The 26888-nt window shown below is 41.5% G+C and carries 28 protein-coding genes and 1 pseudogene; 2 read left to right on the forward strand and 27 right to left on the reverse strand.

The window, feature by feature from the left end; genetic code table 11:
- Window positions 1-275: 275 nt before the first annotated feature.
- The 11 genes from HT729_RS08255 to HT729_RS08305 all read right to left on the reverse strand — a co-directional run bounded on the left by HT729_RS08255 (window position 276) and on the right by HT729_RS08305 (window position 13623).
- On the reverse strand, window positions 276-770 hold the full coding sequence (locus HT729_RS08255) for a GNAT family N-acetyltransferase (protein WP_000702440.1): 495 nt from the start codon (window positions 768-770) through the stop codon (window positions 276-278).
- Entirely contained in the window at window positions 767-1228 is a 462-nt protein-coding gene (locus HT729_RS08260) for a GNAT family N-acetyltransferase (protein ID WP_000405299.1), read from the reverse strand. The genes HT729_RS08255 and HT729_RS08260 overlap by 4 nt, the downstream gene beginning before the upstream one ends.
- Before the next feature lie 9 nt (window positions 1229-1237).
- Complete coding sequence (murC, locus tag HT729_RS08265; RefSeq protein ID WP_001127123.1) at window positions 1238-2572, reverse strand: UDP-N-acetylmuramate--L-alanine ligase; 1335 nt, start codon at window positions 2570-2572, stop codon at window positions 1238-1240.
- A gap of 10 nt (window positions 2573-2582) precedes the next feature.
- Window positions 2583-3200 carry a cystathionine gamma-synthase gene (locus HT729_RS08270; protein WP_172931894.1) on the reverse strand — a complete coding sequence of 206 codons (618 nt, stop codon included), beginning with the start codon at window positions 3198-3200 and terminating at the stop codon, window positions 2583-2585.
- Window positions 3201-3247: 47 nt separating this feature from the next.
- On the reverse strand, window positions 3248-6346 hold the full coding sequence (locus tag HT729_RS08275; protein WP_172931895.1) for a DEAD/DEAH box helicase: 3099 nt from the start codon (window positions 6344-6346) through the stop codon (window positions 3248-3250).
- Window positions 6347-6438: 92 nt separating this feature from the next.
- On the reverse strand, window positions 6439-7605 hold the full coding sequence (locus tag HT729_RS08280; protein ID WP_000521386.1) for a MalY/PatB family protein: 1167 nt from the start codon (window positions 7603-7605) through the stop codon (window positions 6439-6441).
- 7 nt (window positions 7606-7612) lie between these two features.
- A complete protein-coding gene (locus HT729_RS08285) occupies window positions 7613-8707 on the reverse strand; it encodes a cystathionine gamma-synthase (RefSeq protein ID WP_000031969.1) in 1095 nt (364 codons plus the stop codon).
- 127 nt (window positions 8708-8834) lie between these two features.
- Entirely contained in the window at window positions 8835-8993 is a 159-nt protein-coding gene (locus HT729_RS12125) for a hypothetical protein (protein WP_050208363.1), read from the reverse strand.
- A 74-nt stretch (window positions 8994-9067) separates the two neighbouring features.
- Window positions 9068-9523, reverse strand: coding sequence for a hypothetical protein (locus HT729_RS08295; RefSeq protein WP_000500945.1), 456 nt, complete (start codon window positions 9521-9523; stop codon window positions 9068-9070).
- Between the two features lie 313 nt (window positions 9524-9836).
- Window positions 9837-11795, reverse strand: coding sequence for a peptide ABC transporter substrate-binding protein (locus tag HT729_RS08300; RefSeq protein ID WP_000748868.1), 1959 nt, complete (start codon window positions 11793-11795; stop codon window positions 9837-9839).
- A 205-nt stretch (window positions 11796-12000) separates the two neighbouring features.
- On the reverse strand, window positions 12001-13623 hold the full coding sequence (locus tag HT729_RS08305; RefSeq protein ID WP_000017788.1) for a polysaccharide biosynthesis protein: 1623 nt from the start codon (window positions 13621-13623) through the stop codon (window positions 12001-12003).
- A 105-nt stretch (window positions 13624-13728) separates the two neighbouring features.
- Here HT729_RS08305 and HT729_RS08310 point away from each other — a divergent pair, with 105 nt between their 5' ends.
- Window positions 13729-15174 (forward strand): UDP-N-acetylmuramoyl-L-alanyl-D-glutamate--L-lysine ligase, encoded by a 1446-nt coding sequence (locus HT729_RS08310; RefSeq protein ID WP_000590270.1) that lies wholly within the window; start codon window positions 13729-13731, stop codon window positions 15172-15174.
- 44 nt (window positions 15175-15218) lie between these two features.
- On the opposite strand, the gene HT729_RS08315 is transcribed toward HT729_RS08310, so the two are convergent.
- From HT729_RS08315 to HT729_RS08390, 16 genes and pseudogenes are all read right to left on the reverse strand, one after another.
- A complete protein-coding gene (locus tag HT729_RS08315) occupies window positions 15219-15416 on the reverse strand; it encodes a CsbD family protein (protein WP_000051199.1) in 198 nt (65 codons plus the stop codon).
- 99 nt (window positions 15417-15515) lie between these two features.
- Window positions 15516-16165: pseudogene (locus HT729_RS08320) on the reverse strand (DUF1803 domain-containing protein).
- Window positions 16149-16661 (reverse strand): YiiX/YebB-like N1pC/P60 family cysteine hydrolase, encoded by a 513-nt coding sequence (locus HT729_RS08325; protein ID WP_000892241.1) that lies wholly within the window; start codon window positions 16659-16661, stop codon window positions 16149-16151. The pseudogene HT729_RS08320 and the gene HT729_RS08325 overlap by 17 nt, the downstream one beginning before the upstream one ends.
- Before the next feature lie 85 nt (window positions 16662-16746).
- On the reverse strand, window positions 16747-17682 hold the full coding sequence (locus HT729_RS08330; RefSeq protein WP_172924167.1) for a manganese-dependent inorganic pyrophosphatase: 936 nt from the start codon (window positions 17680-17682) through the stop codon (window positions 16747-16749).
- A gap of 82 nt (window positions 17683-17764) precedes the next feature.
- Window positions 17765-18052, reverse strand: a complete 288-nt coding sequence (locus tag HT729_RS08335) for a GIY-YIG nuclease family protein (RefSeq protein WP_000384642.1) — start codon at window positions 18050-18052, stop codon at window positions 17765-17767.
- Window positions 18042-18791 carry a tRNA1(Val) (adenine(37)-N6)-methyltransferase gene (locus HT729_RS08340; protein WP_000390770.1) on the reverse strand — a complete coding sequence of 250 codons (750 nt, stop codon included), beginning with the start codon at window positions 18789-18791 and terminating at the stop codon, window positions 18042-18044. Before HT729_RS08340 ends, HT729_RS08335 begins: the two co-directional genes overlap by 11 nt.
- Before the next feature lie 53 nt (window positions 18792-18844).
- Complete coding sequence (locus HT729_RS08345; RefSeq protein ID WP_000689593.1) at window positions 18845-19204, reverse strand: S1 RNA-binding domain-containing protein; 360 nt, start codon at window positions 19202-19204, stop codon at window positions 18845-18847.
- Window position 19205: 1 nt separating this feature from the next.
- Window positions 19206-20606: a bifunctional Cof-type HAD-IIB family hydrolase/peptidylprolyl isomerase gene (locus HT729_RS08350; RefSeq protein ID WP_172931896.1), complete on the reverse strand. Its 1401-nt coding sequence runs from the start codon at window positions 20604-20606 to the stop codon at window positions 19206-19208.
- An 81-nt stretch (window positions 20607-20687) separates the two neighbouring features.
- Window positions 20688-21191, reverse strand: coding sequence for a GNAT family N-acetyltransferase (locus HT729_RS08355; protein WP_004244450.1), 504 nt, complete (start codon window positions 21189-21191; stop codon window positions 20688-20690).
- A gap of 273 nt (window positions 21192-21464) precedes the next feature.
- Entirely contained in the window at window positions 21465-21704 is a 240-nt protein-coding gene (gene rpsR, locus HT729_RS08360) for a 30S ribosomal protein S18 (RefSeq protein WP_000068664.1), read from the reverse strand.
- A 31-nt stretch (window positions 21705-21735) separates the two neighbouring features.
- On the reverse strand, window positions 21736-22206 hold the full coding sequence (ssbA, locus tag HT729_RS08365; RefSeq protein ID WP_000609599.1) for a single-stranded DNA-binding protein SsbA: 471 nt from the start codon (window positions 22204-22206) through the stop codon (window positions 21736-21738).
- Between the two features lie 11 nt (window positions 22207-22217).
- Window positions 22218-22508 carry a 30S ribosomal protein S6 gene (rpsF, locus tag HT729_RS08370; RefSeq protein WP_001151777.1) on the reverse strand — a complete coding sequence of 97 codons (291 nt, stop codon included), beginning with the start codon at window positions 22506-22508 and terminating at the stop codon, window positions 22218-22220.
- A gap of 152 nt (window positions 22509-22660) precedes the next feature.
- Complete coding sequence (asnS, locus tag HT729_RS08375) at window positions 22661-24007, reverse strand: asparagine--tRNA ligase (protein ID WP_161802647.1); 1347 nt, start codon at window positions 24005-24007, stop codon at window positions 22661-22663.
- Window positions 24008-24023: 16 nt separating this feature from the next.
- Window positions 24024-24389, reverse strand: coding sequence for a VOC family protein (locus tag HT729_RS08380; RefSeq protein WP_000565215.1), 366 nt, complete (start codon window positions 24387-24389; stop codon window positions 24024-24026).
- Window positions 24382-25569 (reverse strand): pyridoxal phosphate-dependent aminotransferase, encoded by a 1188-nt coding sequence (locus HT729_RS08385; RefSeq protein WP_000777796.1) that lies wholly within the window; start codon window positions 25567-25569, stop codon window positions 24382-24384. The genes HT729_RS08380 and HT729_RS08385 overlap by 8 nt, the downstream gene beginning before the upstream one ends.
- Window positions 25566-26054: a DUF5590 domain-containing protein gene (locus HT729_RS08390; protein WP_000747177.1), complete on the reverse strand. Its 489-nt coding sequence runs from the start codon at window positions 26052-26054 to the stop codon at window positions 25566-25568. Before HT729_RS08390 ends, HT729_RS08385 begins: the two co-directional genes overlap by 4 nt.
- A gap of 257 nt (window positions 26055-26311) precedes the next feature.
- Between HT729_RS08390 and HT729_RS08395 the strand changes: the two genes are divergently transcribed.
- A complete protein-coding gene (locus HT729_RS08395) occupies window positions 26312-26860 on the forward strand; it encodes an NADPH-dependent FMN reductase (protein WP_000039623.1) in 549 nt (182 codons plus the stop codon).
- Window positions 26861-26888: the final 28 nt, after the last annotated feature.

A 26888-nucleotide genomic window follows, 5' to 3' on the forward strand; every position in this document is an offset into this window, starting at 1 on the left:
ACTAGGTTACAAGATAATTACTATAGACTACAAGAAAGTCCAGATATGCAGCTACTAAATAGATTATTAGGCATGGAATGGAACAAAGGGTTCGTGAAGTTTGAAGAACTCAAAAATTACGCCAAAGCTCCATATACAACACCTAAACGAGATTAAAGAACAGCGAAATCCCTTGTGGCGCAAGGGGTTAGCTGCCCTTTTGTATTTTTTAAGTGATAAAGTCGGGATTATATCTTAAAAGTCCAAGAAAAGCAACCTATGATACTTTTCCTAGCTTATTTTTTCGTTTCCCAAACCATATCATACCAGGTTTCCCCTGCAAAGGTTGACTGGGACAAGCCTTCATTGACAAATCCGTGCTTTTCATAGTAGGCGATGAGATAGTCATGACAGGTTAGGTTAATGCCATCTCTCTTATCTTCAAGAGCAACTTCTTTCAAGGCTATTAGTAATTTTTGTCCAAGTCCGAGGCCCTGTGCTTCTTTGGCAATAGAAAGACAGGTCACAGAGATATAACCACCAGGCTCATGACTATAGTCTTTTATTTCTTCTGTAAAGGACTGGTCTTGCAGATGGCGGTGTGGTCCAACTGGCCCTTCTATGTACCCCATGATTCTACCTACTTTTTCCGCAACCAGAAAAGAGGTCTGAATTTCTCGCAAATGCGATTCAAAAACAGATCGAGGAATAGCTTCTTCTACCGAGAAATTTTCTAGTTCAATCTCAACGATACGTTCTAAATCTTCTAATCTTGCTTGTCTGATCTTCATTGTACCTCCAGATAATAGGGATTAAACCAAATCATACTAAAACCCTGGCTAGTTTCATAAAGGGAAGTTTCTTCATCAATAAAACCGCTCATTTCAAAATAGGAAAGCAGCTCATCAGGACTCTTCAAACGAATCCCTTTGTAATCCAGCTCAACTGCCACCTCTTTCAAAGCCGCAAGAAGAAGTGTTCCCAATCCTTGTCTCTGATGGTCAGACTCAATGACTAAAGAATCTACTTTTAGACATTGCGGATTGTCTGACTGGGGACTTGATAGAATATAGCCTAAAAGTTGGTTTTCATCCCTAGCTAGAAGAAAGGTATCCGCACACTTACGGATACTTTCTTCTAAGATATGGGAAGGTTGCTGCTTTTCAGCCGGAAAAGACGAAGTTTGAAGTGCCTCTATCTCAGCCAAATCAGACTGACTTGCCTGAATGATCTTAATTGGAATTTCCATGAGAATAACCTATTGAACATTGCTTGTCAAGTTAGACAAGAGTCGTTCAAATGAATATTCATAGGTTTGGATATCTCCTGCTCCCATAAAGACATAGACAGCATTGTCATGGTCAAGGAGTGGTGAAACATTTTCAACAGTGATCACTTGGTGTTTCTTGTTGATTTTATTAGCTAGGTCTTCTACCTTGACATCTCCATGGTCTACCTCACGAGCTGACCCATAAATTTGCGCTAGGTAAACAGCATCTGCTTGGTTTAAAGCGTGGGCAAAGTCATCTAACAAGGCAATGGTTCTTGTAAAGGTATGCGGTTGGAAGACTGCTACAATTTCCTTGCTTGGGTATTTTTGACGAGCCGCATCCAAGGTCGCAATAATTTCTGTTGGATGGTGAGCAAAGTCATCGATAATCACTGTATCATTGACAATTTTCTCAGTGAAACGACGCTTAACACCAGCAAATGTTTTCAAGTGCTCACGCACCAAGTTCAAATCAAATCCTGCTGTGTAAAGAAGACCAATAACGGTTGTCGCATTCATGATATTGTGACGACCAAAGGTTGGGATGTGGAATTGCCCCAAGTCTTGTCCACGGAAATGAACGGTGAAGGTTGAACCAGTCGTAGAACGAAGAAGCTCACTAGCTACAAAGTCATTACCTTCTGCTTCAAAACCATAATAATAAATTGGTGCATCAGACGTAATTTTACGCAATTCTGCATCTTCACCATAGACAAAAAGACCCTTGGTAATTTGTTTAGCATAGTCGTTAAAAGCATTGAAAACATCCTCTAGACTTGTGAAATAGTCTGGATGGTCAAAGTCAATGTTGGTGATAATAGAGTATTCTGGGTGGTAAGGCATAAAGTGACGCTCATATTCGTCAGATTCAAAGACAAAATATTTGGCATTGGCCGAACCACGACCTGTCCCATCTCCAATCAAGAAGCTGGTGTCTGTGATGTGAGACAAGACGTGAGACAACATACCTGTCGTTGAAGTTTTTCCATGCGCTCCTGCTACTCCCATGCTAACAAAGTCACGCATAAAGCTACCTAGGAACTCATGGTAACGTTTGTAGCTGATACCATTTTGGTCTGCATAGGCAATTTCGACGTTGTTATCTGGACGAAAGGCATTTCCAGCGATAATTTCCATATCACCGTCTAGATTCTTTTCATCAAAAGGAAGAATAGTAATTCCTGCCTGCTCAAGACCACGTTGAGTAAAGTAGTACTTCTCAACATCTGATCCCTGTACCTTATGCCCCATTTGGTGCAACATCAAGGCCAAGGCACTCATCCCTGATCCCTTAATTCCGATAAAATGATATGTCTTTGGCATGTTTTCTCCCCTATTCTGTAATTCTGGTCAGATTCAACTCTTGGGCAACCCGACGTTCTTGTTCTGTTTGTTTACTTTTTTTATTGTAGATTTGGCTCTTCTTTAGAAAATCATAGTTGTTTTTCTTTGGAGCAGGTGCTGACACTTCTTCATTCTTGGTAGGGATAGAATGAACTTCTTCCGCCAAGATATAATGAGACTGGGTCAATTTTTGGCTATATTTGACAAATTCACCAGGATTTTCCTTTTGGAAAGGCGCTGTCGGTTGACTGCCCTGTCTAACAAGGCCTGATTTAGAATGACGTCTCGCACGGCTGAAATCCTGAGTTAGATAGTTAGCAGAGCGTTTCTTTTTCAAGTCTGCACGCGCTTCTTCACGCGCCACCTCCGCATAGCTCTTTCCTTCTTTTTTTACCCCTAAAGGAGCTTTTTTAGGTTTCTCGACTTGCTTTTCAATCGGTTTTACTGGCGCCTCTTCAGTAATAGGAGACCATTCTAAATAATTTTTATCTCGATACTCACCCTTGATATTACTGATCAGATCAGACTCATCGTACAAGTTCATGACTGGCATCTCAGTCAGCATGACCTCGTCATCTGACACCAATGGAAATCGTTCTTGTTTCATTTTCTATTTCCTTTCAACACTTCATTATAGCGTATTGTCTTGATTTTTCAAGTGCTGGCTTCAGAAATTCCCAAAATTTCTCTAATTTCTGCTAGGCTGAGACTGCCACGTGACTCTGTTCCATCCAATACTTGTGACACCAGATGTTTCTTTTGTTCTTGGAGTTCCTGAATTTTTTCTTCAATGGTTCCCCTGGTCACTAAGCGATAAACCTCAACCGTTTCTTCCTGACCCATCCGATGGGCACGGCCAATAGCTTGCGCTTCCACCGCAGGATTCCACCAAAGGTCAACCAAGATAACCGTATCAGCACCTGTCAGATTCAGACCGACACCACCAGCCTTGAGGGAAATCAGAAAGGCATCTCTTTCCCCTTGGTTAAAGGCCTTGGTCATGTCTTGTCTTTCCTTGGCTGGAGTTGAACCTGTAATTTTAAAGGAAGTCATGCCCAAGTCTGGCAGTTCTTGTTCTATTTTCTCCAACATTCCCTTGAACTGAGAGAAAATCAAGACACGGTGTCCACCGTCTGCCACCTGTACCAGCAGGTCTCGGAGACTATCCAGTTTGCCACTAGCTCCCTGATAATCCTCCATAAAGAGGGCAGGGGTGTCACAGATTTGGCGCAAGCGCATCAGACCAGACAAGATTTCCACACGACTTCGCTGAAATTCCTGATCTGATACTTGAGCCAATCTATCTCTCATCTGTTGCAACTGGGCTAGGTAGATAGCCTTTTGCTGGTCTTCCAGTTCATTCTTATAAACTACTTCTATTAAGTCTGGCAATTCGGTCAGAACTTCTTCTTTCTTGCGCCTCATCACGAAAGGCTTGATAAACTGAGCCACGCGTTCAGCTGGCAATTTCATAAATTCTTTCTTGCTTGGCAAAAGTCCTGGCATGACGATTTGGAAAATAGACCACAGCTCACCTAGATGGTTTTCAATCGGTGTCCCTGACAGAGCAAAAACTGACGGCACCACAAACTGTCTCAAGGTCTGGGCAATCTTGGTCTGGGCGTTCTTCATGACCTGAGCCTCATCTAAGAAAAGGAAGTCAAAGGCCATCCCCTGATAAAGCTCACTGTCCTGACGGAAGGTAGCATAGCTCGTCACATAGATTTGATGGCTTTCAGCAAGAATCTCCTCACGACTAGCTTTCAAACCATGAACAACAGCCACATCCAACTGTGGGGCAAATTTCTGAAACTCATCTGCCCAGTTGTAAATCAAACCTGACGGTGCTAAAATCAAGACTCGACTTTCTTTTGTCACTTGACTGGTCAAAAAAGCAATGGTCTGCAGGGTTTTACCAAGTCCCATATCGTCAGCCAAAATCCCACCAAAACCATAGTGATGGAGCATCTGTAGCCAGCTGATTCCCTTTTCCTGATAATCTCGTAAGTCAGCCTGAACCTGAGTTGCTTGTCTAGGGAAGTCCTCTGGATGCGTCAAATCGTGAGCCAGATTCTGGAATTCTTGTGAAAAAGAAACACGGTCACGTCCTTCAAAGAGATGAGCTAAACTATAAGCCAAGGATTTCCGAGCCTGCAAGGAGCCATCTTTTAATTCAAATTGCCCCAGCTCCTGTAGATTTTGACGAATTTTCTTGGTTTCTTCATCGAAAAAGTAGACTTTATTAGACGAATCAATATAAAAATCTCGATTATCAACCAAGGCCTGCATAGCTTGGTCAATTTCCTCTTGGGCTATATCTTGAAAATCAAATTGAATTTCCAAGAGACCTCCCTTGGAAGTAATCTGCACTTGAGGGCTTGCTAGACTATAAAACTCTTCTAACTTGTCTGATAAATCAACATTTCCAAGTTTTTCAAAGACTGGAATGATTTCATGGAAGAAATGATAGACAGACTCTGCTTTTAAGGCCTGACGCCAAGATTGAAAATCTGCTTCAAAGCCCGCAGCCAAACAGACTTGGAAAATTCTTTCTTCTAAGTCCGTGTCACTTGAAAATGGTAATTCTTCTAGCTCTTGTCGGCTAGATACCTGTCTATTTCCATAATCAAACTGAATTTCTAAACGAATCCGATTATCTTCTTCCCTGTCAAAGTAAAAAGAGGGCGCAAAAGTTTTGATTTGTAGACGTTCTGGAGCTGAAACGGTACCCATCTGGATAAAAAGAGTCAGACAGGAGGCCAATTTGTCTCGATCACTGCTATCAAATTGCAGGTATTTCTTTCCTTGTTGACCCACAGGTAACACTTTAATTTCCTTGAGAAGACGCATCTGCTGGTCTGTTAAAAAATAAACCTGACCTTTATGGAAAAGTACTGCTCCCTGATAAAAGACATTGACCCTAGGACTCTCACTGATTTCCATTTCAAAATAGTCCGAGTATTCTGTTACTGTAAAGGCAAATAGATTGGCATCAGCATGCATATCCTGAAAAAGCAGGGTTTGGTAGCTATCCACTTGATGGTCAAATTGAAAATGGGGCAAGGCCATCAGTAAATTCACACCCTGCTCAAAAAAGGTCAGAGGGAAAAAGAGGTGCCGACCTTGGTTTTGGAAAAAGAGGTCTGGAACCAGCCCTTCCTCCGTTAGTCCGTGCAAGAAAGTCAAAAGTTCTTGGCTGGCCTCATCAAAAGCTTCCCAAGAAAGAGACTCCTCATAAATCTTGCCAATCATATACGACTTTCTCTGCTCGACAATCCTTAAAAAAAGTGGAATATCCCGAATGACATAGTATTTTTGGCTATTGATTTGGCCGATTCTCAGAGTCCACAAGATATGATTGGTTCCTGCTTCCACCTGACCCACAGCTGATAACTCATAGGCGCATTCTGATTTTGGAGATAAAATTCGATCCAAAAACTTGCCACCCAAGGTCACCTTGGTTTCAACGGCCTCTTTTTCTTCATGACCTTCTTCCAGACTCCACAAGATTTCCTGACCACGCTCATCATTTTTCAGAAAATGCTCTAGCGCTGCCAAATGCACACAGTAGCCCCTCTTTTGAAAAAAATCACAGGCACAAAAAACCAAATCATCCTCTAAACTATAGCGCAGTTCTTCTTCTGCAACGCGAGCATAGAGCCGATTGTTCTTTTCCTTGATGATATCAACCTTACCAGTTTCATAAAGGGCAACACCTTCGATACGAACTTTCCCCGGAATCAATTTAGCCATATTTTCACCTTTACCTTATCTGTTTATTATACCATATTTTCGCCTATGAAAATAGCCTTCTAGGAAGACTTTTCTCCTAGAAGGATGGATTTTTAACGTTTGGCAAAAGTAGCCACAATCCGCTGACAGACTTCTTGCAACAGAGATTTGGGCATGGCTATATTGATGCGGGCATGGAGACTTCCTTCCTCTCCAAAATCCAAACCACGGTTAAGGATAACCTTGGCTTCATTTCTCAACAACTCTTGCAATGTTTCATCAGTCAGGTCATAGGCTGAAAAGTCAAGCCAAATCAAGTAGGTACCTTGCGGTTTCATGACCTTGATTTTAGTCTCTTTTCCAAATAGATCCACCACATAATTGATGTGATCTTCAAAGACTTGCTTGAGTTCCTCTAGCCAATCTTTACCGTATCGATAGGCAGCTTCTGTCGCCAAATAACCCAAGCCTGAAATTTCATGCTGATTATTGGCCAACAGGCGTTTCTGGAAAGCCAGTCTCAACTTAGGATTTTCAATGACTGCATAGGAATTTTTTGTCCCAGCAATATTAAATGTTTTAGTGGCACTGCTCAAGACGATAGCAAAATTTTTGAAGGCAGGATTGATGGTATTGAAAGACTGGTGTTTGTGACCAAAGAGGGTCAAATCTTGGTGAATCTCATCTGAAACTAACAAAACACCGTGTTTTTGGCAGAGTTGGCCAATCTTCTCCAACACTTCTTTTTCCCAAACACGTCCACCAGGATTGTGAGGGTTGCAAAGAATATAGAGTTTAACCTCCTCTTCCACCAAATCCTTTTCAAGTTGGTCAAAGTCAATCTCAAACAGACCATCCTTTTCCACCAAAGAATTGGTAATCAATCTGCGGTTGTTCAACTTGACACTGCGAGCAAAAGGTGGATAGACAGGCGTGTTAATCAAAACCGCTTCGCCTTCTTTTGTGAAAGCTTGAATAGCTGTTGAGATGGCAGGTACAACGCCCTCGATAAAGACAAGAGCCTCTTTGTCAAAGTGATAACCGTGTTGTGTGGCTTCCCACTTTTGAACTTCCTTAATTAACTCTTCACTGGCATAGGTATAGCCATAGACCAATTGATCAGCGTAAGTCTGCACAGCTTGGCGGATTTCAGGCAAGACTACAAAGTCCATATCTGCTATCCAAGCTGGTAGAACTTCACTATCCGTTTCTGTTTCTTTCCATTTATAGGTATGATGCCCTAAACGATTGGGCAGGCTTGTAAAATCATATTTTCCCATCTTTATCTTATCCTTCCAAGGCTTGGCGCAAATCTGCAATCAAATCTCTAGCATCCTCAATCCCAATCGACAAGCGCAAGAGGTCATCTGTCAAACCGTAAGAATGGCGCACTTCTGCTGGAATATCAGCGTGGGTTTGTGTCGTTGGATAAGTAATAAGACTTTCTACACCACCCAAACTTTCCGCAAAAGAGAAGACCTTAAGACTGTTCAAAATATGTGGAATGCGCGTTTCATCGGCTACTTTAAAGGAAATCATGCCCCCACGACCAGTGTAGAGAACTTCCTTAACTACTGGAGAATCCTTCAAAAAGGCAACCACTTCTTGGGCATTGGCTGTTGAGCGCTCCATACGAAGAGACAAGGTCTTGAGACCACGAAGCAACTGGTAGCTGTCAAATGGAGACAAGACTGCCCCTGTCGTATTGAGATTGTAAAAGAGCTTCTCGTATAGTTCTAAACTATTGGTTACAACCACTCCAGCCAAGACATCATTGTGGCCTGCTAGATACTTGGTTGCTGAATGGAGAACCATATCTGCTCCATCTTCAATCGGACGTTGGTAGATAGGGCTATAGAAGGTATTGTCCACCACCACTTTGGCACCCTTAGCATGAGCCAATTTTGCTAGTTTTTCGATATCAAATTCCAACATTAAGGGATTGGTTGGGGTTTCGATATAGAGAACATCCACATCCTTTTCTAACTCGGCAATCAACTCTTCTTCTGTATTGGCATAGGTAAAATGGAAACGACCTTCCTGCTCCACTTGGTTAAACCAGCGAAAAGAACCACCGTAAAGATCACGCACTGCCAAGACCTTACTTCCTACTGGAAAGACGCTAAAGGCCAGTACAATAGCTGACATCCCTGAGCTAGTCGCTAGGGCATAGTCTGCTGACTCAATAGCCGCCAAGACTTCCTCAGCCTTACTACGAGTTGGATTTTTAGTGCGCGTATAGTCAAACCCAGTAGATCGACCAAACTCTGGATGCTGATAGGTCGTTGAAAAATGGAGCGGTGTCACCAATGCACCTGTCGCTTCATCTGACTTAATGCCCGCCTGGGCCAAAATTGTGTTAATGTGTAATTCCTTGCTCATACAATACCTCCAAATCTATAGTAACTATTGTACCACTTATTTTCATCAACTCATTTTCTTCTTTTCAAGAGCTAGCTATAGTTTCAAACTATAGACTTATACTCTTCGAAAATCTCTTCAAACCACGTCAGCGTCGCCTTACCGTATATATGTTACTGACTTCGTCAGTTCTATCTGCAACCTCAAAACCGTGTTTTGAGCTGACTTCGTCAGTCTTATCTACAACCTCAAAACACTGTTTTGAGCAACCTGCGGCTAGCTTCCTAGTTTGCTCTTTGATTTTCATTGAGTACTAGCTAGTAAAACTAAAAAGAATCCAGAAAAGCTTCCAGATTCTTTTGTGAAAATCCTTGCTAGGGCTTACTTAGACTGAAAGAAATCCTGTTTGACTAAATAGTCATAATGCTCTTTGTTAAATTGATACTGACCTACATGCTGACTAATCTGACCAACATCCACAGAAAAAATATAGGCTTCATTTTGATAGTTCCAGTTCAGCCTAACTGTATTCAAGACTGGCTTATAAGTAAAATCTTGAACTTGATTCCAAGGCATCTCTACGACTTGATTAGAACGATTTTCAGTTATATCACTGATGTCCATCAAGAAAATCCCCTTAGGTGTGAATGCCAGAATTTTAGGCTTCACACTCGACTGAACATAGTAGGAACCACCTATAATGAAAAAATCAATAAAGGATTTCAACCATGTCTTTTTCTTGAAAGCCATCAGAAAATTCTTTTGCCCTTCAATGCGGCAAGTTGAGAGAAAGGATGCAATCTGTTTTTCTGTCGCAAATTCCATAATCGCGCCCATGATGATACCTTCATAAAAATCACTAAATAGGCAGATAAGAACTCTTCACATAAAAGAAGAACTTATCATTTGTTGCGTTTTATCTTACTTTTTCAGTAGACGGCATCCCTCCTATAACATTACCCTAGCATATGCATACTTCAATCAACATTGGGTAGATTTTCGAAAATAGCGTCTCACATTTATGTTATATTCATTATAACATAAACTCAAGAAACAAAGAAAAAAATGTGAGATTTTTCTTCCAAATTTACTATCATTCTATTAAAAAACGACAGCTTCCTTCGAAACCATCGTTTTTCTTGAAAAATCCTTATTTGACATGTTTTGCCAATTCTTCTTGGGCTTTTTTATTAGATTCTTCTTTTTCTTTCAACCATTTTTCTCTGGCTTTTGCATATTCGTCTGTTGTGACAATCTTATCTTGTACTTTGAGGTACTTAAATGATTCGACCCCTTTATTACCAGCCAATGAATAAGGTGCTGAGAAAGGAACTGTTTTTCTCAAGCCAGGTGTTCCACCCAATGAAACATTTGGAATCGCTAGAGAACTATCTATCAACCATGCTTGAATATCAGCATATTTTTCATAACGTTTGGCTGGGTCTTGCTCCTTATTAGCCTCTTCCAACATTTGAGTATAAGTGTCAAGTCCAACTGCCTTAGCCTTGTCGTTGGCTTCACCAGGCTCGAGTCCAAGATTTTGTAGAACCCCACCATTCTTGACACTAAAGATATCAAGATAGGTTGATGGATCTAAGTAGTCAGGACCCCAACCACCATTGTAAAGGTCATAATCTTTTTGAGCTGCTGTTTGAGCAAAGTAACTTGAGTTATGATAGTCCTCTGTTGATAACTGTTGGATATCAATAACGACGTTCTCCGTACCTAAAGCTGCTTCAATAGATTGCTTCATAGAGCTTACTTCTTGAATCCCCTTCTTAGAAGCTTGGTCAACTGTCGCATCCAAATGAATAGGGAATTGAACTCCCTTAGCTTCTAGCTCTTTCTTGGCCTCAGCAAATTTAGTCTTGGCTTTCTCAGGATTGTAATAAGGGTCTTGACCATCCGCAAAGTTGATACCTTGCCATTCCTTACCATAATTGACCATCTTAGAGGCTACTACTTCACCAAAGTCTTTTCCCTTGATACTTACAAAGGTTGGAGGAACAACCAAGTTACGCAAAATCTTAGTCGCTCCGTCTTCTCCCTGAGTTTGAGCCCCATAGGCTGTACGATCATAGGCAAAGTTAATAGCTTGACGGAAGTTTTTATTAAGAACTGCTTCCTGAGTTGATTTCTTTTCAATGTCGGTCGTCTTAGAAGTAAATTTATAAGCTTGTCTATCTAGGTTAAAATTCCAGTAATAAGACGTAGCAGTCTGCATACTGTAGATGATATCATCTTTGTATTTTTCTTTAATCCCTTCAAAACTTGAACTATTTGGATAGAGACGAGCGTAGCTATAGGCTCCGTCTGTAAAGTTACGAACAAGAGCATCTTGGTCACTACCATCATAGTAGGTCAATTTAACATCATCTACAAAGACATTCTTAGCATCCCAGTAGTTAGGATTTTTCTTGTATTCGATGACAGATTTTGAAACAAAAGCTTTCATCAAGAAAGGTCCACTGTACAAAATATTAGCAGGGTCTACCTTGCCAAAATCATCCCCTTTTGATTTTAGGAAATCCGCATTGACTGGGAAAAGAATGGTTGATGTCGTTTTTGAGTTCCAGTAAGGTTCTGGTCGAGCCAAGGTGTATTGAACCGTTTGGTCATCAAGAGCCTTGACACCGACAGTTGAAAAGTCGCTTGTTTTACCAGTGATATAGTCATCCAAACCTGCAACAGAGTCCTGCACTAGATACAAGGCTTCTGATTTTTTATCAGCCGCATATTGCAAACCTGTCACAAAATCTTGGGCAGTTACAGGAGCATATTCTTCTCCCTCAGAAGTAAACCACTTGGCATCCTTACGAAGTTTGTAGGTATAGGTCAAACCGTCCTTAGAAACACTCCAATCCTCTGCCAAGGATGGCACATAGTTCCCATATTGGTCATTTTCCATGAGACCATCTACCAGGTTGGTCACAATATCATTTGTTGTTGCGCGGTTTTCTGCTAGATAGTTCAAACTAGATGGATCACTTGAATAAACATAGTTATAGGTTTTTGATCCTGTGCTAGAATTTCCACACGCGCTCAATAAAATTCCTGTACCCAGGACAAGACCTGCCAAGGTTAGATATTTGCTCTTAGACTTTTTCATTTCCAGAACCTCCTGCTTTAAAGATTTGTTTTATTATACAACGTTTAGTTTGTTTAGTCAATGATTTTGTCCAAAAAAATCGAAAAAGGCCTCATCTTCTACTCTTAAAAGATAATTTTAGCTGTTTTGACGCTAAAAAAAGGAATAAGTTTCAAGTTCTCCTAAAAGATTGTTCAACTTATTCCTTTTATTTATAAATGCTATCTTAAGAAAACTTAAATTTTGCTCGCAACTGGGCAGCTTTGGCCTGTCCAATAACCTTATCTAAGAGACGAGTATAGAGACTCATGAATCCGTAGAGTCCACCCCCCATGGCACCGACAAGAGCTACATAAAAGAAGCTCCACAAACGTCCACTTGGTTGGAAAACAAATCCTAACAGCCACTGGATGGTTCCTATTAACAGAAACATGACTAGGGTCAGCAAACTGATTAAAATGATTCGCTTCACAATCACCTTGCGCTTAACACCCGTTACTTTACAAATATCCCGATACATCAAGACGTTAGGAATGATAAGAGCGATGGTTGTTGAAATCAAGGGACCATAACTGTGGAAAAGGGCGATGGTAGGCAGTTGCAAGACCAGCTTGGCAATAGAACCATAGATAAAATAGAGAACGGCCTTGCGGTTGCGGAACATGGCTTGAAGCATGGGGGACAAGACCATGTACAAGCCTAAAATAATAGACTGCAAAACTGCAAAGACAAATAAGCCCATGGACAAACTATCTGGCTTACCATAGAAGACCGTATAAAGAGGTTCTCCTACCATGACCACTCCAACCGTTGCTGGTAGCAGGAATACAAAAAGCATGGTAATGCTGTCCTGAACGAGACGAGAAGCTGCCTTCAAGTCCCCCTTAACATAGTTCTCCGTCAAAAGTGGCAAGCCTACACTCCCAATCGAAACCCCAACAGAAATCAAAATCATCGTGATTTTATTAGGATTGGCTGAGAAATAAGAAAACATGACAACCAAGTCCTCGTTGCTGTAGTTGGTAAACCAGCTCATACTATTGATAAAGGTCAGCTGATCCAAAATCTGGAAAAGCTGGATGGCAGACCCTGTCAGGATAAAAGGAATGGCTTCCTTAATGGTATCGACCAAAAGACGCTTGCTATTTATCTTATCTCCTGTTTCAAGGACTCTTTTGAGTAAACCTTCTTTGGCAAGGAAATAGATCAAGACTGCAAAACTGGCTACCATACCGACAAAGGCAGCAAAGGTGGATTGGGTAACCGCTACTAGGTAATCTCCTGAACCGAGCTTCATAATGATAAAGGTTGCTAGAAGCATCCAGATAACACGAATGACCTGCTCAGCAATTTGACTCATGGCATAAGGTTTGAGATTATTCATCCCTTGGAAAAATCCTCGGATAACACTCATAGATGGGAAAATCAAGACTCCCCAACCCAAGCTTTGCATGATTGGGATCAAGTCTTTGCCCACGCCAGACAAGTCTGCTAGCCAAGGAGCAAAGAGATACAAGACTAAAGCAAAAACCAGGCCAAGTCCCGTCATAAAGCCTAAAAAGCTCCGAATCAGGGCAAAGCTATGCTCCTCTTCTCGCATGGTATTATACTTGGCAACTTGCTTGGCCACCGCAACTGGAATCCCTGCTGTTGAAACCAGCAAGAACCAGGCATAGATATTGTATCCCATGGTAAAGAGTCCATTTGCTGTAGCCGCATAAGACCCCATCCAGATATACCAAGGGATAATATAGATGGCCCCAAGCAGGCGACTGATAAAGTTACTAGCCGTTAACCAAGCAGTCCCCCGTAACATCTGGGCCTGCTGGTGATTGTTTTCGTGCGACATAGATTCCTCATTCAATTTTGATAACTAGGAAAAACTCCTTATCTTCCATTATAAACTTTTCCTTGTTACTTGTAAATTTGCGACTTTCGGTTTACAATAGAAAGTATGATTAAGATTGAAACCGTATTAGATATATTAAAGAAAGATGGTCTCTTCCGTGAGATTATCGACCAAGAACACTATCACTACAACTACAGCCATGTCGTATTTGACACCATCTGCTATGACAGTCGCAAGGCTAAAGAAAAGAGCCTCTTTTTCGTCAAGGGTGCTGCCTTTAAGAAGGAATTTCTGCTTTCAGCTATCTCTCAAGGTCTCGATTGGTATGTGGCTGAAAAGGACTATGAGGTTGGTATTCCTGCCATTATCGTCAGCGATATCAAGAAAGCCATGAGTTTGATTGCCATGGAGTTTTATGGCAATCCACAGAAAAAACTCAAACTCCTTGCCTTTACTGGTACTAAGGGTAAGACAACAGCAGCCTATTTCGCCTATAACATCTTATCTCAAGGGCATCGACCTGCTATGCTCTCAACCATGAATACAACTCTAGATGGTAAGACTTTCTTTAAGTCTGCATTGACAACCCCTGAGAGCATCTACCTCTTTGATATGATGCATCAAGCTGTGCAAAATGACCGTACCCACCTCATCATGGAAGTCTCCAGTCAAGCCTATCTGGTCAAACGTGTCTATGGTCTAACCTTTGATGTGGGAGTTTTCCTCAATATCAGCCCAGACCATATCGGCCCGATTGAACACCCTAGCTTTGAAGACTACTTCTACCACAAACGTCTCTTGATGGAAAATAGCCGAGCAGTCATCATTAATAGTGACATGGATCACTTTTCTGTCTTGAAAGAACAAGTGGCAGATCAAGACCATGATTTCTATGGTAGCCAATCAAATAATCAAATCGAGAATTCCAAAGCCTTTAGCTTTTCAGCTAGTGGGAAACTGGCTGGTGATTATGATATCCAACTGATTGGTCACTTCAACCAAGAAAATGCCGTTGCTGCTGGGCTTGCTTGTCTTCGTCTCGGAGCAAGTCTTGAGGACATCAAAAAAGGAATCGCTGCAACCCGCGTTCCCGGCCGTATGGAAGTCCTCACTCAGAAAAATGGAGCCAAGGTCTTCATCGACTACGCCCACAACGGTGACAGTCTCAAAAAACTCATCAATGTGGTAGAAACTCATCAAACTGGAAAGATTGCTCTGGTCTTAGGTTCGACAGGAAATAAGGGAGAAAGTCGTCGTAAGGACTTTGGCCTTCTCCTCAATCAACATCCTGAGATTCAAGTCTTTTTGACTGCTGATGACCCCAATTATGAAGACCCAATGGCCATTGCAGATGAAATTAGTAGCTATATCAATCATCCTGTTGAAAAGATTGCGGATCGCCAAGAAGCCATCAAAGCGGCAATGGCCATCACAAATCACGAATTAGATGCAGTTATTATTGCTGGTAAGGGAGCCGATTGCTACCAAATCGTCCAGGGCAAGAAAGAAGCTTATCCAGGAGATGCAGTCGTAGCAGAAAATTATTTATAAGGATTGTAAAAAAATCAAGGGAAAATGAAACCCTTGATTTTTTCCTATTCTTTAGTAAAAACGTTTTTCAAACCTTCAACGGCACCTTCTACAGCACCTTTAGCATCTTCAACTACTTCTTTTGCCTTAGCAACTGTTTTTTCAACAGCTCCTTCAAGTTCTGTCTTGCTGTCTCCAGTAACTTTACCAAAACCTTCTTTGACAGCGCCTGTTGCTTGTTCCAATTTGTTTTCAAGTGACATATGATTGTCTCCTTTAGTTTTATTCCGATATGTGTTATCGGTTACATTAGTATAAACTTATCGATAGATAAAGTCAAACAATGTGCTCAGAAAAAGCAATCACACTAAATAGAAAGTTAATCTCTCCTTGTCAAAATCGACAGCCAACTCATACTTTCCATCTTCATTTTGGACTATATAACCCAGGACAACTAAACTGTCCACAAAGATATCACGGCGTTTCTGCATCAGTTGATCTTTTTTGAGAAATTTTAGCAAAAAAGTTGTCATGTATTTGAGGGCATACTCAGGATTAACATCTCCTAAAATGTCATAGAGTTCCTGCTGTTTTTCTGTCAAAGGATACTGATGTTTGACCTTGTAGAAATAATTGGACAGGGTCATTTTTGATCTTGCAAAGTCCGTCTTTTCAACTAAAATAGCTGCATTGGTTTGATTGCATAATTCCGTCTCAAAACGCTGCTCCAACAAGGCTTGATAGACCGGACTAGCTTCTCTGACAAAAATCTCTTGATCCAGTTCGAGACTATCAAGTGATTCAAGCATAGGAAAATTGAGGTAATAGCGCTTATTTTCACGTAGAATCAAGCCTGCCTTTATATACTCTTCCATGAGTTTATCAACTGCAATATCTGGAAATTGAGCCTTAATTTCCCGTAGAATCACATCCTCATACTGGTCCAGATAGTGGATCAATTCTCCAAAAATGGCTGTCTCGTCAAACGAGATGGATTAAAAATCTGAATCATGAAGATTCCTTTCTTTACATTCTAACAGAGGCGATGCTGCCAACTGACTGGGATTGGTTCCAGCTTGGTTAAGAGGCACAGGAAGTTCGAGTTTCCTATAATATTCTCTCCAAAAATCACTAATCTCCTGGTCCCCATTCCCAAATTTCATAGGTATGGTCTCAAAAATCGGTAGGATTTCTGCCATGTACTGGGAACAGTAAAAACCATGCCCATCTGGATAGAAAGAAGCATTGTAGGGTGCCCCTAGATGTTTGCAAGCTTTTTCCTTCGCCGACTGGATATCCATTTCTGGGTAAACATAGAGGTCGTATAAATGATTGGACTCAAAGAAGTCTGCTGGTTCCTGACAGATAACACCCACCTTTCCACTAGCATGGTAAATCATCCCATCCAAATAAATGGCAACATGGTTATAGTTGCCTGTGGAAGTCTGGATGGCCTGTCCCATATCTGACTCATCTCTCACAAAAATCAAATCGCCATTTTCTAACATGCTTCACTCCTAGAAAAAAGGAGCCGAAACTCCTTTCGATATAAGGCAAACTAGACTTTCCGATTTTGAACTGACACCCAAAATCTTAAGCATTAAAGCTTTCAGTCAATTGAGGTACCACTTGTTTCTTACGTGAAACGGCACCAGCAAGGAAGGCATGATTGTTTTCAAGTTTGAAGTTGAAAGCCGCTTCGACCTTGCCCATATTGGCACCAAGAGCCAAGATTTCTGAGTTTGAGTTGACGATATCTGTAATCATCAAGACAAAGTCAGAGTAGCCGTTTGCTTCGTTAGCAGCTTGCATTGCAGCTTCAATTTCTGCTTGACGTTCCAAGACTTCAGCGATGTCAACTGTGTTCACTTGGGCAACACGGACATTATTTCCGTTCAATTCAAAAGTTTTAGCATCGATGTCAATCAATTCGTCAGCAGATTTGCTAGCCAAGTTTGTACCAGCTTTCAACATAGCTAAACCATATTCCTCCAAGTTTACACCAGCCAATTCAGCCAATTCAGGAGCAATAGCCTTATCTGTTGGGTGTGTGGTTGGTGATTTCAAAAGAAGAGTATCTGAAATCAAACCTGAAAGCATCAAACCAGCAATCTCTTTAGGAACAGCTACACCATGTTCTTTGAACATACGATAAACGATTGAAGACGCTGAACCAACTGGCTCCAAACGCATGTAAAGTGGGCTTGCAGTTTCAAAATTAGCCACACGGTGGTGGTCCACCACACCATAAACTTCTACTTCAGCGATATCTGATACAGATTGTTGGAATTCATTGTGGTCAGTCAAGATAACTTGCTCTGCACCTTCTGCTTTGGCAGAAGTGATGACACGCGGTGCTTCCACACCAAAATAGTTCAAGACAAAGGCTGTTTCTTCATTTGGAGTTCCAAGAGCAACAGCTTCCGTATCCAAACCGTAAGCTTCTTTTGCAAGGTAGGCAAAGGCTACAGATGACCCAATGGCATCTGTGTCTGGATTTTGGTGACCAAATACTAGAATCTTAGACATGATAATACCTCATTTTGTTTATTCTCTTTATTGTAGCATTTTTTTCGCTTTTTGACAAAAGTAAGAGGAGTCAAAGGGCTCCTCACAATTCTTCAAAATAACTGACTAAATTTCTATCTTGATTTTCAGATAAAAATTGCTCCTTCTGTGGTCGTTTCTTACGCTTGAGAAGGGCTTCTGCCGACATGGCTTCTTCCTTACTGGCAAAACCTTGAGCATAGATGAGTTTGACTGGCAAGCGTGCTCGTGTGTATTTGGCTCCCTTCCCACTATTATGGACAGCGAGGCGTCTCTTCACATAAGTCGTATAGCCTGTATAGTAGGATCCGTCACGGCACTCCAGAACATACATATAAGCCTTATAATCCATAATAAATCTCTTCGAGTTCCGGCGTATAAGAGCCATCATCATTGTGAACAATGAGAGGTGGTAAGACCTTAAAGCCACTTGTTGAACCATCCTTGATAGCTTCAATCAAGAGCATATTGGCTTCCTTTTCCTTTTTTGGATAGACAAATTGCAGACGCTTAGGGGCTAGATTATGCCGTTGTAACGTATCCAAAATATCCAGAAGTCGATCAGGACGATGAACCATGGCCAAACGCCCATTAGATTTGAGAATACTCTGGGCACTACGACAGATTTCCTGCAAATTGGTCGTGATTTCATGTCGCGCCAAGAGATAATGTTCACTCTCGTTCAGGTTTGAATGAGGATCCACCTTGAAATAGGGCGGATTACACAAAATCATATCCACCTTACTTCCCTGGATATAAGCAGGCATATTTTTCAAATCATCACAGATGACCTCCATCTGCTCTTCCAAACCATTCAAACGGACAGAGCGCTCAGCCATATCCGCCAAACGCTCCTGAATCTCAACAGCCAAAATCTGTGCCTGAGTACGAGTGCTAGCAAATAGCCCCACTGCTCCATTCCCAGCGCAGAAATCCACTATCAAGCCCTTTTTAGGAAAACGTGGAAAGCGTGACAAGAGAACACTATCCACCGAATAGCTAAAAACCTCTCTATTTTGAATAATTTTGATATCTGTTGAGAAGAGCTGGTTAATGCGCTCCCCTGATTTTAATAATTGTTCTTCTTCCATGGTTCTATTATAGCAGATTCATATTAACATTACAAAAAATATAAAATTCTAAACTACTTCTTCTTTTTTAAATAGTGCAAGGCTTCTCTAGTCCAAATTGGCATCATTCGTTTAAGAGGCGCAAAGCCGTAGTTAAAACGGTCGCTTGAAAAGCGTCTCCGTCTCGGAAACTGGTGCTTTTCTTCCTCCAAAGTGCGGATAGAAAGACTTGCTTTCCCTGTAAATTCATCTAAATCCACTACTTGAACTTGAACCTCTTCATCAACTTTCAAGGCTTCATGGATATTTTCAATAAAGCCTGTCCGAATCTCTGAAATATGAATCAGCCCCGTATCACCTGTCTCTAGCTCAACAAAGGCACCGTAGGGCTGAATCCCTGTAATACGACCCTTTAGCTTATCACCGATTTTCATCTTAGTCCTCAATTTCAATTGTTTCAATCACAACATCTTCAACTGGCTTGTCCATAGCCCCTGTCTCAACAGAAGCAATGGCATCCAAGACAGCGTAAGAAGCTTCATCAGCTAGCTGACCAAAAACCGTGTGACGACGGTCTAGGTGAGGTGTCCCACCTTGGTTGGCATAAATTTCCGCAATCGGTTCTGGCCAACCACCACGAGCAATTTCTTTCTTAGAATAAGGCAGGTGTTGGTTTTGGACGATAAAGAACTGGCTGCCGTTGGTATTTGGACCAGCATTGGCCATAGAAAGGGCACCACGGATATTGTAAAGTTCTTCTGAGAATTCATCCTCAAAAGATTCGCCGTAGATGGACTCGCCACCCATACCAGTTCCAGTTGGGTCTCCACCTTGGATCATAAAGTCCTTGATAATACGGTGGAAAATGACACCATCATAGTAACCATCTTTTGCAAGAGCTACAAAGTTAGCTACTGTTTTAGGAGCATGTTCAGGGAAAAGTTTAATACGCAAGTCTCCGTGATTGGTCTTAATAGTCGCGATAGGACCTTCTACTGTTTCAATGTCTACTTGTGGGAAATGCAATTCTTTTTCTACCATACCAAATCCTTCTAAGGCATCAAAAATGCCATCTTCTTCTAGTGTTTTTGTAATATAATCTGCTTTTTCTTTGATCTTATCATGAGAAATTCCCATTGCAACGCTGATTCCAACATAATCAAAGAGTTCCAAGTCATTCAGCCCATCTCCAAAAACCATAACGTTGTCTGGTTTCAAGCCAAGGTGTTCCACAACCTTTTCCACCCCCGTCGCTTTGGAGCCTGAAATCGGAACAATATCAGACGAATGTTGGTGCCAACGAACCATGCGAAGTTTATCTGAGAGACTGTCAGGTAAGTGTAAGTCATCTCCCTTATCTTCAAAAGTCCACATCTGATAGATGTCTTCTTTCTCATGGAAATCTGGATCCACATCTAAATCAGGATAAATTGGATTGATAGCCTCACTAATCATATCTGTACGAATAGACAACTTGGCATCATGACTCCCAACCAAACCATACTCAATTCCCTCTTGCTTAGCCCAAGAGATATACTCCTCAACATCTGACTTCTCAATCTGATGTTGATAAATAACCTGACCTTTTTTATCTTCGATATAAGCCCCATTTAAGGTCACAAAAAAGTCAGGATTCAGTTCACGAATTTCTGACACGACACCAAAAATCCCTCGTCCAGAAGCAATACCTGTCAAAATTCCTTTCTCACGTAATTGCTTAAAAACAGCTGGGATTGAAGTCGGAATAAAACCTGTCTTGGAATTCCGCAATGTATCATCAATATCAAAAAAGACAATCTTGATCTTCTTTGCCTTATATCTTAATTTGGCATCCATCTCACTACCTCTTTCAATCTAACTCTTTCCATTATACCATAAAGTAGAGAAATCCCACATCCCCAATAAAATCCTTGTCTCTTATCCGAATTCTTTTACTAGATACAAAACCAAATCATCATTATTTTGGCTAGTTGCATTCATTTCCAAGGGTTGATTTCGATACCAGACACCTGTCCCATCTGGAATGTAGCCCCGTCTGATATACAATCTCTGGGCAGGGCCATAGCCTAAGTGCAAACCTACACCAAGAGTGACCTTACTCGAAACAAACTTGACTCGTTTTTCTGCTTCTTCTAGCAATTGATTCCCAATCCCTTGATTTCTAAAAGGCTCAAACACATTAAAATCTGATAATTCTGGATAGACTTCTGCAAAAGGACCATGTTTAGCAGAGGGCAAAATGGTAACGTAGCCCGCTACAGCACCATCAATCTCTGCAACTAAGACTTCTCTCTCCCCACTTTCCTGTTCCAGAAAATATCTAGCCAAAATTTCCTCTCTACCAGGCCAACCTTGATTCATAAAGCCATGAGATAAGGATTCAATATCAGACTTAATCATATTTCTAATCGTACAATTCATCTTTGACTTACCCACCTTTACTCTTTCTATTACCATTATAGCACGCCAAGGTCAGAAAAAAACTATCTCGTGAAAAAAAGATCCGTTGGGGTCTTAATTCGCATTCTTGTTTCCAAGCTCATGAAAAAGAGGTCCCCCTGACCTCAACTCGCTCTCTCATTTCAAGGCTCGTGAAAAAAAGACCCGTCGGGGTCTTAATTCGCTTTCTTGTTTTCAAGCTCATGAAAAAGAGGTCCACTGGACCTGAAAAAAAGACCCAACCGGGTCTTTTCTTTAATCTTCGTTTACGAAAGGCATCAAAGCCATTACGCGAGCGCGTTTGATAGCTGTTGTTACTTTACGTTGGTTTTTAGCTGAAGTTCCTGTTACACGACGAGGAAGGATTTTCCCACGTTCTGAAACGAAACGGCTAAGAAGCTCAGTATCTTTGTAATCAACATATTCAATTTTGTTTGCTGCGATGTAATCAACTTTTTTACGGCGTTTGAATCCGCCACGACGTTGTTGAGCCATGTTTTTTCTCCTTTATAATTTTAGTTGTCCATTAGAATGGTAAATCATCATCTGAAATATCCAATGGATTTGTTGTTCCAAATGGATTTTCATCACGTGAAAAGTCTGGTACTGAATTTGTAGGCGCTGAATAGTTTGCAGTTGGTGCAGAGTAAGCTCCACCTGTATGACCTTCACGCACACTACGGCTTTCTAACATTTGGAAATTCTCAGCCACGACCTCTGTCACGTAGATACGTTGTCCTTGCTGGTTATCGTAACTACGAGTCTGGATACGGCCTGTCACCCCGATAAGTGAGCCTTTTTTAGCCCAATTAGCAAGGTTCTCAGCCTGTTGACGCCACATAACGACATTGATAAAATCAGCCTCACGTTCGCCATTTTGACTCTTAAATGTACGGTTTACTGCAAGAGTAAAAGTCGCAACTGCTACATTTGATGGGGTATAACGCAACTCAGCGTCACGTGTCATGCGCCCTACAAGTACAACATTGTTAATCATAGTTTACCTTCTTACGCGTCAATTTTGACGATCATGTGACGAAGAATGTCAGCGTTAATTTTTGAAAGACGGTCAAACTCTTTAAGAGCTGCATCGTCGTTTGCTTCAACGTTAACGATGTGGTAAAGTCCTTCACGGAAATCTTTGATTTCGTATGCAAGACGGCGTTTTTCCCAAGATTTTGATTCAACAACAGTTGCACCGTTGTCAGTCAAAATAGAGTCAAAACGTGCTACCAAAGCGTTTTTAGCTTCTTCTTCAATGTTTGGACGAATGATATAAAGAATTTCGTATTTAGCCATTGATATGTTCCTCCTTTTGGTCTAATGACCCCAAGACTTTGCAAGGGGTAAGTGAGGTTCGCTCACAATAAACTATTATACTAGAAAAAATTTTTTTACGCAAGTAAAAACTCTGATATGCGAAAAAACGCCACATGGGCGTTTTCCTATTCTTACGGTTTAATACGGTGCAACATACGTGGGAATGGAATGGCTTCACGGATATGTTTTGTTCCTGCTGCGAAGGTTACCATACGCTCGATACCGATACCAAATCCACCGTGTGGAACTGTACCGTATTTACGAAGGTCAAGGTAGAATTCATACTCTGTACGATCCATGCCAAGTTCATCCATCTTAGCGACAAGGGCATCGTAGTCTTCCTCACGCATAGACCCACCGATAATTTCTCCATAGCCTTCTGGAGCAAGCAAGTCTGCACAAAGCACGCGCTCTGGATTTCCAGGAACTGGTTTCATATAGAAGGCCTTGATGGCTGCTGGGTAGTTCGTGACAAAAGTTGGCACACCAAAGTGGTTTGAAATCCAAGTTTCATGTGGTGAACCAAAGTCATCACCATGCTCAAGATGTTCGTAGTCAGCGTCTTCATCATTCTCATGTTCTTGCAAGAGGTCAATGGCTTGATCGTAAGTGATACGTTTGAATGGCTCTGCAATGTAGCGTTTCAAGAGCTCTGTATCACGTTCCAAGGTTTCCAAGGCTTGAGGCGCACGGTCAAGAACACCTTGTAGAAGAGCTTTCACATAAGCTTCTTGCAAGTCAAGCGACTCATCATGTGTCAAGTATGAGTACTCTGCATCCATCATCCAGAACTCGGTCAAGTGACGGCGCGTTTTTGATTTTTCAGCACGGAAAACTGGACCAAAGTCAAAGACACGACCAAGAGCCATAGCACCTGCTTCTAGGTAAAGCTGACCTGATTGGCTCAAGTAGGCTGGCGTTCCGAAGTAGTCCGTTTCAAAGAGTTCTGTTGAATCTTCTGCCGCATTTCCTGAAAGAATTGGGCTGTCAAATTTCATGAAACCGTTCTTGTCAAAGAACTCATAAGTTGCATGGATAATAGCGTTACGGATTTGCATCACGGCCACCTGCTTACGAGAACGGAGCCACAAGTGACGGTTGTCCATCAAAAAGTCTGTACCGTGTTCTTTTGGTGTGATTGGGTAGTCTTGAGATTCACCGATCACTTCGATGTCTGTGATGTCCAACTCATAGCCAAATTTAGAACGTTCGTCCTCTTTGACAATACCTGTCACATAAACAGACGTTTCTTGGCTCAAGCGTTTGATGACATCAAACTTCTCAAGTCCTACTTCTTCACCAAATTTTTCGACAAAGTTTGGTTTAAAAGCCACACCTTGGAAGAAGGCTGTTCCATCACGCAATTGCAAGAAGGCAATTTTCCCTTTTCCTGATTTGTTGGCAACCCAAGCGCCAATCGTCACTTCCTGACCAACATAGTCTTTTACATCAATAATCGTTACACGTTTTGTCATTATTTTTCCTTTTTCTTTTTTATTCTTTATGGCAAACCACTTCTATATTGTTCCCATCTGGGTCAATCACAAAAGCAGCGTAGTAAATCGGATGCTCACTGCGATAATCAGGAGCCCCATTGTCTCGCCCACCTGCCTCTAAACCAGCCTCATAACAAGCCTGAACTTCTTCCTTATTTTCTGCTAAAAAAGCAAAGTGAATAGGATCTTGTGTCCCCTGAGCCAGCCAAAAATCACCACCAGGATGAGGGCTGTTCGGGGCAAGAAAACTGATTAGAGAAGTAGTCTTAAAAGCCAATTTATAGCCCAAAGGAGCGAGAAAACTCTTATAAAATCCTTCTGAAATTTGTAAATCCTTTACCTTAATCTCAAAATGATCAATCATTCTCACTACCCATAAATGCTTTCAAGCGTTTAACTGCTTCTTTAAGCGTGTCTAGGTCTGTCGCATAGCTGAGGCGGACATTTTCTGGTGCTCCGAATCCTGCTCCTGTTACCAAGGCCACTTCGGCTTCTTCTAGGATAGCGGTTGTAAAATCTGTCACATCTGTATAGCCTTTCATCTCCATAGCTTTTTTGACATTTGGGAAGAGATAGAAAGCTCCTTGCGGTTTGAGCACTTCAAATCCTGGCACCTCAGCAAGAAGGGGATAGATGGTATTGAGACGTTCCTCAAAAGCCTGACGCATGCTTTCTACAGTATCTTGCTCACCTGATAGAGCCTCAACTGCTGCATACTGGGCTACTGCTGACGGATTCGAAGTTGTTTGACCTGCAATCTTGGACATGGCAGCAATAATGTTTGCTTCTCCAACGGCATAGCCAATCCGCCAACCTGTCATGGCATAGATTTTAGACACACCATTGATGACCACTGTTTGCTTGCGAATTGCCTCAGATAGGCTAGAAATCGGTGTGAACTCATGACCATTATAGACCAAGCGCCCATAGATATCATCTGCTAGAATGAGAATATCCTTTTCTACAGCCCAGTTTCCGATTGCCAAGAGTTCCTCACGGGTGTAAATCATACCTGTCGGATTGGATGGCGAATTCAGCACCAAAACCTTGGTCTTGTCTGTGCGAGCTGCTTCTAACTGCTCTACGGTCACCTTAAAGTGATTATCTTCCTTAGCAGGAACAAAGACTGGCACACCTTCTGCCATCTTGACCTGGTCTCCATAGCTTACCCAGTAGGGGGTTGGGATGATAACTTCATCACCTGGATTGACCACAGCCATAAAGAAGGTATAGAGAGAATATTTGGCTCCAGCAGCGACTGTCACTTGATTTGGCGCTACAGAATAGCCGTAAAAGCGTTCAAAGTAAGTATTGACCGCTGCCTTGAGCTCTGGCAGGCCTGAGGTTACTGTATAAAAAGAAGCACGCCCATCTCGAATCGATGCAATGGCGGCATCTTGGATATTTTTTGGAGTAGTGAAATCTGGCTCACCCAAGGTTAGAGACAGGATATCTCTTCCCTCAGACTTGAGTGCTTTGGCACGAGCTCCAGCAGCCAAGGTCACACTTTCTTCCATTTCTAAAACACGGTTGGATAGTTTCATAGGCCCTCCTTATTGACCAATACTCCTGTTTCAAAATCTACTAGATAAAAATCAGAGCCTGACTTGACTTCCCAGATTGGTTTGTCTTGATAACGGCCAAAGGTAATCTTGTCAATCTCGCCAGCTCCTTTTTCCTTCGAAACAGCTTCTGCTTTTTCTTGTGAAACACCTTGATTTAGCTGATAAACGTAAATATTGTGGTCATCTTTTCCAATCAGGACAGCAAGTGCTTCTTGTTTTTTATTACGGCCAAGAACGCTATAATAGGATTCCAAGCCATTGTATAAGTCAACCTGATCAGCCTGCTCTAATCCTGCATACTGCTGAGCTAATTTTTCTCCTTCACTTTTAGCTGTTTGATAAGGTTTCATACTCAGAAACACTAGATACAGAAAGGAAGCACTGATAACCACAAACAAAATCGTCATCCCTAGACCATACTGCCACAGTAGATTATTTTTTGCTTTTTTTTGTCTTTTTTTCACTCGTCTATTTTACCATCTATTGGGCTTTATTACAAGTGAATGCAAGAACAATCGCACTTTATTTCTTCCTTCAAACAAAACCGATTTTGAAAGTGAAACAGTTCTTACTTTTTCAGTCACAAATGACTAGAGTTTCCGAAATTTTACAATTTTCAAATAAACTCTGAGCAAATTTCTTGCAAGTTGTTTTGCTTTGTTGTAATATATTTTATAACAACGAGAAAATTCTCGTAAATTTAAGAAAAAGGAGACACATCATGTCTAAAAAAGTATTATTTATCGTCGGATCACTACGCCAAGGTTCTTTCAACCACCAAATGGCGCTCGAAGCTGAGAAAGCACTTGCTGGTAAAGCGGAAGTTAGCTACCTTGATTATTCAGCCCTTCCTCTCTTCAGCCAAGATTTGGAAGTTCCAACTCATCCAGCTGTAGCTACTGCTCGTGAAGCGGTTCTCGCTGCGGATGCTATCTGGATCTTCTCTCCAGTCTACAACTTCTCTATCCCTGGAACAGTAAAAAACTTGCTTGACTGGCTATCTCGCGCCCTTGACTTGTCTGATACACGTGGCGCTTCTGCCCTTCAAGACAAGTTTGTCACCGTATCATCTGTAGCCAATGCCGGTCACGATCAACTTTTCGCTATTTACAAAGACCTCTTGCCATTTATCCGTACACAAATCGTTGGTGATTTCACTGCTGCACGTGTCAATGACTCTGCTTGGGCAGACGGAAAATTGGTTCTTGAAGAAACAGTCCTAAACTCACTTGAAAAACAAGCGGAAGACTTGGTCAATGCGATCAAGTAACTAACATAATAAAAGCGAACAAGACTAC

Source organism: Streptococcus sp. 79 (assembly GCF_013277425.1).
Taxonomy (GTDB): domain Bacteria; phylum Bacillota; class Bacilli; order Lactobacillales; family Streptococcaceae; genus Streptococcus; species Streptococcus pseudopneumoniae.